Source organism: Ideonella sp. P3_A4 (genome assembly GCF_056403075.1).
In genome coordinates, this window is the sequence record NZ_JBFUGE010000269.1 from 1 (window position 1) to 8,177 (window position 8,177).

Genomic DNA, 8,177 nt, shown 5'->3' on the forward strand with positions numbered 1-8,177 from the left:
CGCGCTGCGAGCCCTCTTCGGCCAACAGTCGCGCTAACGCAAGTTCACAACCCTTGATGGCCATGTCCAGCCAGATGCGACGTTGCTCGCGCGGCTGGTGCAACGCCGTCAGCTTGATGCCGGTCTGCGTGCTCAACGCGGCCAGCAGCGACTTGTCGACAGCGTGGCTCACCACCAGCAGCGGTGGCGGCGTGCTGTGCAGGTAGTGCTGCGCCATGAAGGCTTGCAGCACCTGCTGCTCCGCGTATGCCACCTGTTGCTCGGCGGTGCGTTCCACCGCTTCGGCCGGCGCCTCGTCCAGCGTCAGCGACTCGTCGGCCGCCAGTGCGGTGGCGTCGTCGACATGGGTTGGGAAGAACGCTCGGTCACCGAGGTGACGACCGCCCCGCACCATTGCCAGGTTCACGCAGGCGCGACCACCGGCTACCTTGACGGCGAGGATGTCGACCTCCTTGCCCGCGGCCGACAGGCTGCTCTCATCCATCGACTGCTGGTGCTGCACCCGCGCCAGCGCCGAGATGCGGTTGCGCAGCTCGGCCGCCTTCTCGAACTCCAGCACCTCGGCGTGGGCCATCATCTTGGCCTGCAGTTCGTCCACGACCTGCTGCTGCTCACCGAGCAGGAAGCGCTCGGTGTCGCGCACGTCGCGTGCATAGTCATCGGGCGTGATGAAGCCGACGCAGGGCGCCGAACAACGGCGGATCTGGTACAGCAAACACGGCCGTGAGCGGTTGTTGAACACCGTGTCTTCGCAGGTGCGCAGGCGAAAGACCTTCTGGATCAGCTGGATCGTTTCCTTCACCGCCCAGGCACCGGGGTACGGGCCGAAGTAGCGGTGCTTGCGATCAACCGCGCCGCGGTAGTAGGCCACGCGCGGAAAGCCGTGCGAGACCAGCTTCAGGTAAGGGTAGCTCTTGTCGTCGCGGAACAGGATGTTGAACTTCGGGTTCAACGCCTTGATCAGGTTGTTCTCGAGCAGCAGCGCCTCGGCTTCGGTGCGCACCACCGTCGTCTCGAGCCGCGCAATGCGCGAGACCATCACGCCGATGCGCGTACCGCCCAGGTCTTTCTGGAAGTAGCTCGACACGCGCTTCTTCAAGTCGCGCGCCTTGCCCACGTACAGCACCTGGCCCTGGGCATCGAAGTACCGATAGACACCGGGCAAGCCGGGCAAGGCCGCCACTTCGGCCAGCACGCGCTCGCGTGCGGCGGTGGCAACGTCCAGTGCGCGCTGGGCTTCGGCTTGCACGGCGGCCGCATCGGCGGGCGGCGCTTCGGGAATGGGAGGGGAAGAGGTGTCGGGGTCGGCCATCGGACGGCGATTGTGCAGTGACGCCGGCTTCGATAATGCCGCGATGCCGTCCACCCCTTGCCCTGCCCTGCGCTGGGACCTTTTTTGCCGTGTGGTCGACAACTTCGGCGACATCGGCGTCTGCTGGCGGCTGGCGGCCGACCTCGCAGCTCGCGGCCACACGCTGCGGTTGTGGGTTGACGACCCGTCGGCGCTGGCGTGGCTCGCACCCACCGGTGCGCCGGGTGTGCAGGTTCGGCATTGGACGGCGGACGCCACGGCCAATGACCCCGGCGACGTAGTGATCGAAGCCTTCGGCTGCGACCCGCCGGCTGGCTTCGTCGCGGCGATGGCCGCGCAGCCACGTCCGCCGGTTTGGATCAACCTCGAATACCTCAGCGCCGAAGACTATGTCGAGCGCAGCCACCGCCTGCCTTCGCCGCAGTTCAATGGCCCTGGCGCTGGCTTGACCAAATGGTTCTTCTACCCCGGCTTCACGCCGGCCGCCGGGGGGCTGTTGCGCGAGCCTGGATTGATGGCGGAACAAGGCCACTTCGACGCCGCCGGCTGGTTGTCGGAGCAAGGCATCGAGGCACAGGCCGGCGAGCGCCTGGTCAGCCTGTTCTGCTACCCGAACCCAGCGCTGCCTGTGCTGATCGAGCGGCTCGGCGACGCACCGACGCTGCTGTTGACCACACCCGGCGCCGCGACGGACCAGTTGGCGGGACTGGCCATGCCGCCATCCGTGCACCACCGAGCCCTGCCCTGGCTGCCGCAAGCGGACTACGACCACCTGCTGTGGTCTTGCGACCTGAATTTCGTGCGCGGCGAGGATTCGTTCGTGCGGGCACAGTGGGCGGGCAAGCCCTTTGTCTGGCACATCTACCCGCAACACGACGACGCGCACGCCGTCAAGCTCGATGCCTTCCTGACGCGCCATCTGGCCGCGGCCGGCCCCGCGCTGGCCCAGCCCATTCGTGCCTGGATGCACGCCTGGAACGGCCTCGCCGGCCCGCAGCCGGCGGTGTTACCCGACCTGGCCGCGTGGACCGCCCACACCCGGAGCTGGCGTGACGCCTTGCTCGCCCAAACCGACCTGGTCGGGCAGCTTCTGGCGTTCGTCGCGGAAAAGCATTAAAATTCAAGGCTTTGCGGAATACGGCCCGCTCGCCTTGAAATGGCAGCCAAGGATTTCTGTCCTTGGCATCGTCGCTCAAGCACATGACCCGCCGGCCGCGCAACTTGCAGCGAACTGACCCGCCGGCTTGGCCCGGGCAGCCGCTGCCTCGATTCCCGACTCTTCGGAAACTCACCATGAAACTCGCACAGGAAATCCGCGCCGGCAACGTGATCATGCAGGGCAAGGACCCGATGGTCGTTCTCAAGACCGAATACAGCCGTGGCGGCCGCGGCGCGGCCACCGTGCGCATCAAGATGAAGAGCCTGCTCAGCGGCTTCGGCGCTGAAACGGTGTTCAAGGCCGACGACAAGATGGACCAGATCGTGCTGGACAAGAAGGAGTGCACCTACTCCTACTTCGCCGACCCGATGTACGCCTTCATGGACGCCGAGTACAACCAGTTCGAGGTCGAAGCCGAGAACATGGGTGACGCCATCAACTACCTCGAAGACGGCATGACCGTCGAAGTGGTGTTCTACGACGGCAAGGCCATCTCGGTCGAACTGCCGACCACCGTGATCCGCGAAATCGTGACCGACCCGGCCGTCAAGGGCGACACCTCGGGCAAGGTGCTGAAGCCAGCCAAGCTGGTCGGCACCGGCTTCGAGATCAGCGTGCCGATCTTCGTCGAGAACGGCGACAAGATCGAAATCGACACGCGCACGCACGAATACAAGAAGCGCGCCTGATCGCAGAGCGCTCAGGCGCGCTGCGCGCTGAACATTTGGCTCCCCCGAGCCCCCTCCAAGCGGGGGCTCCAGCTTGAATGACGAAGCCGGCCTCGAGGGCCGGCTTTTTTCATCCACCGATGAAGACTGAACCGATCGTTCCGGCGCGCATCGAGTTTCGAGACGGGGTGCCGTTCGCACCCGAATTCGGTGATGTGTACCACCCGCGTGTGGGCGCCTTTGCGCAGGCGCGCGACGTGTTCCTGGCGGGCAATGGCCTGCCAGGCCGCTGGCGCGGCCGTGAGCGCTTCGTCCTTCTCGAAACCGGCTTCGGGCTGGGCAACAACTTCCTGGCGACTTGGGCCACGTGGCGCGAAGACGAGCAGCAGCCGCAACGGCTGGTCTTCGTCTCGATCGAAAAGCATCCGCCAACGAAAGCCGACTTGGCGCTGGCGCACGCAACCTCGCCGGAGCCTGCTCTTGCCGCACAACTGATCGCCGCATGGCCACCAGCCACGCCGGGCCTGCACGCGCTCGAGTTCGAGAGCGGCCGGGTCACGCTGCTGTTGGCGCTGGGCGACGTGGCACTGTGGCTGCCCGAGCTGCAAGCCCAGGTCGATGCGGTTTTCCTGGATGGCTTCGCACCGGCACGCAACGCGCCGATGTGGGAGGCGCGCGCGCTGCGCTCCCTGGCGCGCCTGGCCGCACCCGGCGCCACCGCGGCCACCTGGAGCGCGGCACGCGGCGTGCGCGACGCACTGAGCGCCGCGACCTTTCGTGTCCAGCGGGTGCCCGGGGTCGCGGGCAAATTCGACATGACGCTGGCGCAGGTCGACGCCGGTGTCATCGAGCGCCGCCGCGCTGCGCCACCGGGGCGACTGCCTGCCCCTCAGGCCCGCCAGGCACTGGTCATCGGCGCCGGCTTGGCGGGTGCAGCCGCAGCCCGAGCCCTGGCCCGCCAGGGTCTGCAAGTCACGGTATTGGACGCGGCAGAGCAAGCGGCCAGCGGCGCTTCGGGCAACCCGGCGGGGCTGTTCCACGGCGTGGTGCACACGCACGACGGAACGCACGCGCAACTACTGCGCGCGGCTGCACTGCGGGCCGAGCAGGTGTACCGGCCGCTGATCGAATCAGGGCATGTACCGGGCGCCTTGCAAGGCCTGCTGCGGGGCGGCGGGGAGCCGCTGGCGGCACTGCAAGCGATGGTGGCCGCGCAGCGATTGCCCGGCCCCTATGCCGAAGCGCTTTCGCAGGATGCAGCGTCAGCCGCAGCCGGTTGTCCGCTGGCCGGCGCGGCATGGCGCTTTGCCGGTGGTGGCTGGTTGCAGCCGGCTGCGCTGGTGCACGCCTGGCTGCAGGAGCCTGGCATCAGCCTGCGCACCGGCGTTCGGGTCGGCCATTTGCAGCCGCTGTCCAACGGGCGCTGGCAGGCCCTGGACGAACATGCTGCGCTGCTGGGCGAGGCCGACGTGGTCGTCGTGGCCGCCGCGCACGCRACGCCCACGCTGCTCGCCGACCACAGCGATGCCGCCAACTGGCCCTGGCGGCAGACGCGTGGCCAGCTCACCATCGTGCGCGCCGCCGAGGCCGCGGCCCTGCCCCGCCCGACCTTGCCGATCGCCAGTGGCGGTTACCTGCTGGCCTTGCCAGACGCGCTGGGTGGTGGCCTGCTGTGCGGCGCCACGTCGCACCTCCAGGACGATGACGGCCGCATCCGCGAGGCCGACCACCGCGCCAACCTGGCGCAGTTGGCCGCGCTGACCGGCACTGCCGTTGATGTTCCTGAGCGTTGGTTCGGCCCAAACAGCGATGTGCTCGATGGCCGTGTCGCCTGGCGGTTGGGCTGCGACGACCGATTGCCGGTGGTCGGCCCGGTGCCGTTGCCTGCCGCAGCGCTGGAAGGCTTGAAGCGGCTTGAACAACCGCGGCATGTGCCCCGGGTGCAGGGCTTGTACGTGTTGGCCGGGCTGGGTTCGCGCGGCATCACCTGGGCGCCGCTGCTCGGCGAGGTGCTGGCTGCCGGGATCACCGGCGCTCCGCAGCCGCTGGCTGGCAGCTTGCTGGATGCGATCGACCCCGCGCGCTTCCTGGCACGGCTGCGTCGACAAGCGACCGGCTGAGCCGGCGCGGATTCAAATTTCAGCCGGCGTTCGTCGGCTCGTTGCCGCTGCCCGGCGTGGAATTCGCGGGCTGACCGGCATCGTTGTCTTGCGCACCGCCGGACGGTCCGCCTTGCGACTTGCGAGCCGCCTTATCTTCCTTCTTGCGCTTCTTGGCCAGTTCGCGTTGGCGTTTTTCGTAGGAGTAATTGGGTGTGGCCACGGGCCGTCCTTTGCTTCAGGGAGAAGAGGCTGATGCCGCCGCGGCGAGCGGCACCTTGGTCCAACGATACACCCTCTGCAGGGGCTGCTCGCCAGGGCTCATCGTTCAGAAGCGCAAGGTCTTCACGCCCTCGGGCGTACCGAGCAGGCAGACGCTGGCCTTGTTCCGCGCGAACACGCCCATCGTGACCACACCGGGCCACTGGTTGACCTCGGCCTCCATCGCCGGCGGGTCGTTGATGGTCAGGCCGCGCACGTCCAGGATCAGGTTGCCGTTGTCGGTCACCACGCCCTCGCGCACCGTTGGCTCGCCGCCATAGGTACGGCGAAAACGCCGTGCCACCTGCGCAGCCGCCATCGGAATCACCTCGATCGGCAGCGGGAACTTACCCAGCGTGTCGACCAGCTTCGAGGCATCGGCGATGCAGACAAAGCGTTCGGCCAGGTCGGCGATGATCTTCTCGCGCGTCAGCGCCGCACCGCCGCCTTTGATCATGTGGCCGCTGTGGTCGATCTCGTCGGCGCCGTCGATGTAGACCGGGATCGATTCGACCTCGTTCGCATCGAGCACCCGAATGCCCAGCGCCAGCAGGCGCTCGGTGCTTTTGACCGAGCTGGACACAGCCCCCGTGATGCGGTCCTTCATCGTCGCCAGTGCATCGATGAAGCAGTTCACCGTCGACCCGGTGCCCACGCCCACGACCGAGCCGGCCACCACTTCGGCCAAGGCGGCCTGCCCGACCAGGGCCTTCAATTCGTCTTGCGTCATGGGTCGGATTGTCTCAGGCTGACCCGGCCCGACCCACATGAATGGCCGCGACAGGAGCGGGGCCGATTCCGCGGCGCGTGTGCCGTCAGGGCGCGGCGGCTTCAGCCAGTGCAGGCGCCGCCGGAGCGCCCTGCCCTTGCATCGACTGAAGGCTACGGCGGTTGCGTGTGCCGATGCGGCGATCGCGGCGGTCCTGCGCCCTGGCCGGCAAGGCCTGGTCACCGGTGCGGCGCTTGAACAAGGTCGGCACGAGGCCAATGAAAGCGCTCGCGTCGGTGCCCTTGGGCAACAAGGTCAGGTTCTCGAAGCCGACCTTGCGGCGCAGCGCGCCGGCCAGCGCCAGTTGGTCTTCATAACCGGAATACACGAGCACCGGCAGGCTGACATGGGCGTCCTTCAGGTACTTCAGCAGGTCGACACCGTTGCCCCCCGGCAGGTTCAGGTCGAGGATCAGCAGGTCAGGATGGAAGCGGCGGATCGCCTCCACCGCCTCGCTGGTCGAAGCCCGCACCCGCACCTCCGGCTCGACCAGGCAGGTGCGCAGCATCTGCTCGATGATCAACTGCATCGTTGCGTTGTCTTCGATCACCAGCACCCGCGATGGCGCGCGCCGCGGCTCGTCGCTGCGCCGGTCGGTGCGGCCAGGCTCATCGGGCGTGTGCGACTTCAGYGCCTTCAAGTCCTCGGCCAACGCACGCGCCAGCTTGGACTCCCTTTCCAGGGACTCGCGCAGGCGGATCAATTGAAGGTGCTGGTGCCACGAATACAAACCAACGACGCACACCGAGACCAGGAACAGCGCACCCGCGCCGCCGCTTTCAGCCAATTGCTTGAAGAAGATTTCGAACAGTTTGTCCATGGCCCCAGGCTCCAGCCACGCACGAAAGCCACCAGTATCAACACGACGGGCAAAGCAGACATCCCCTGAATGGAGGTTGAACCCGCTCGGCACCCCCTTGGATGGCAGCCATCGCCGGCAGCCTGAGACAATCTCGCCCCATGTCTTTAGTCCCCTACGCCCTCACCCGCCCGTTCCTTTTTGGCCTTGACCCCGAGGCCGCGCACGACCTGACGCTCGGCAGCATTGCCCGGCTGCAGAACACAGCGGCGCAATGCTTGTGGTCACAAAGCCGTGTCGAAGACCCGGTCACCGTCGCCGGGCTRCGCTTCCCGAACCGCGTGGGGCTGGCAGCCGGGCTGGACAAGAACGGCCGCTGCATCGACGGCTTCGGCGCGATGGGCTTTGGCTTCATCGAGGTCGGCACCGTGACGCCGAAGGCGCAGCCGGGCAACCCGAAACCCCGCATGTTCCGCCTGCCGCAGGCGCAGGCATTGATCAACCGGCTGGGCTTCAACAACGAGGGGCTCGAGGCCTTTCTCGCCAACGTGCGGCGTGCGCGCAGCTTCCGCGCCGCGGGCGGCATCCTGGGCTTGAACATCGGCAAGAACGCCACCACGCCGATCGAGAACGCGGCCGATGACTACCTGGCCGGCCTGACCGGTGTGTTCCCGCACGCCGACTACGTCACCGTCAACATCTCGAGCCCGAACACCAGGAACCTGCGCGCGCTGCAAAGCGACGAGGCGCTCGACGCGCTGCTCGGTACGCTGACCGAGCACAAGGCCTTGTTAGAGCAGCAACAGTCGCGGCGCGTGCCAATGTTCCTGAAGATCGCGCCCGACCTCGACGACGACCAGATCGGCGTCATCGCCGCGACGCTGAAGCGCCACGGCATGGACGGCGTCATCGCGACCAACACCACGATCGCGCGCGACGCGGTCAAGGGCCTGCCGCATGCGGAAGAAACCGGCGGTCTCTCGGGCGCACCGGTGCGCGAAGCCAGCAACCGTGTCGTGCGGGCTCTGCGCGGCGCGCTGGGTGCGGACTTCCCGATCATCGGCGTGGGTGGCGTGATGAGCGCTGAAGACGCGCAGGCCAAAGTCGCTG

Annotated in this window: 8 protein-coding genes; 4 read left to right on the forward strand and 4 right to left on the reverse strand. The window is 67.4% G+C overall.

Going from position 1 to position 8,177, the window contains the following annotated elements; genetic code table 11:
* A partial coding sequence (gene uvrC, locus AC1DYI_RS20775; RefSeq protein ID WP_477206031.1) for an excinuclease ABC subunit UvrC occupies positions 1-1,312 on the reverse strand: 1,312 nt, incomplete at its 3' end.
* Between the two features lie 43 nt (positions 1,313-1,355).
* On the opposite strand from uvrC, the gene earP reads away from it, so the two are divergent.
* The 3 genes from earP to mnmC all read left to right on the forward strand — a co-directional run bounded on the left by earP (position 1,356) and on the right by mnmC (position 5,259).
* Positions 1,356-2,429: an elongation factor P maturation arginine rhamnosyltransferase EarP gene (gene earP, locus AC1DYI_RS20780; RefSeq protein WP_477206032.1), complete on the forward strand. Its 1,074-nt coding sequence runs from the start codon at positions 1,356-1,358 to the stop codon at positions 2,427-2,429.
* Between the two features lie 176 nt (positions 2,430-2,605).
* Positions 2,606-3,160, forward strand: a complete 555-nt coding sequence (efp, locus tag AC1DYI_RS20785; protein WP_477206033.1) for an elongation factor P — start codon at positions 2,606-2,608, stop codon at positions 3,158-3,160.
* A 119-nt stretch (positions 3,161-3,279) separates the two neighbouring features.
* A complete protein-coding gene (mnmC, locus tag AC1DYI_RS20790; protein ID WP_477206034.1) occupies positions 3,280-5,259 on the forward strand; it encodes a bifunctional tRNA (5-methylaminomethyl-2-thiouridine)(34)-methyltransferase MnmC2/FAD-dependent 5-carboxymethylaminomethyl-2-thiouridine(34) oxidoreductase MnmC1 in 1,980 nt (659 codons plus the stop codon).
* Between the two features lie 19 nt (positions 5,260-5,278).
* On the opposite strand, the gene AC1DYI_RS20795 is transcribed toward mnmC, so the two are convergent.
* From AC1DYI_RS20795 to AC1DYI_RS20805, 3 genes are all read right to left on the reverse strand, one after another.
* Positions 5,279-5,461, reverse strand: a complete 183-nt coding sequence (locus AC1DYI_RS20795) for a hypothetical protein (RefSeq protein WP_477206035.1) — start codon at positions 5,459-5,461, stop codon at positions 5,279-5,281.
* A gap of 105 nt (positions 5,462-5,566) precedes the next feature.
* Positions 5,567-6,229 (reverse strand): ribose-5-phosphate isomerase RpiA, encoded by a 663-nt coding sequence (gene rpiA, locus AC1DYI_RS20800; RefSeq protein WP_477206036.1) that lies wholly within the window; start codon positions 6,227-6,229, stop codon positions 5,567-5,569.
* Between the two features lie 85 nt (positions 6,230-6,314).
* Positions 6,315-7,088, reverse strand: coding sequence for a response regulator (locus tag AC1DYI_RS20805; protein WP_477206037.1), 774 nt, complete (start codon positions 7,086-7,088; stop codon positions 6,315-6,317).
* Positions 7,089-7,228: 140 nt separating this feature from the next.
* On the opposite strand from AC1DYI_RS20805, the gene AC1DYI_RS20810 reads away from it, so the two are divergent.
* The coding region (locus AC1DYI_RS20810) for a quinone-dependent dihydroorotate dehydrogenase (protein ID WP_477206038.1) at positions 7,229-8,177 on the forward strand (949 nt) is incomplete at its 3' end.

Excerpts from the sequence above, each read along its gene's own strand:
- earP (WP_477206032.1), top strand. The coding sequence starts at position 1,356 with ATGCCGTCCACCCCTTGCCCTGCCCTGCGCTGGGACCTTTTTTGCCGT.
- efp (WP_477206033.1), top strand. The coding sequence starts at position 2,606 with ATGAAACTCGCACAGGAAATCCGCGCCGGCAACGTGATCATGCAGGGC.
- rpiA (WP_477206036.1), bottom strand. The coding sequence starts at position 6,229 with ATGACGCAAGACGAATTGAAGGCCCTGGTCGGGCAGGCCGCCTTGGCC.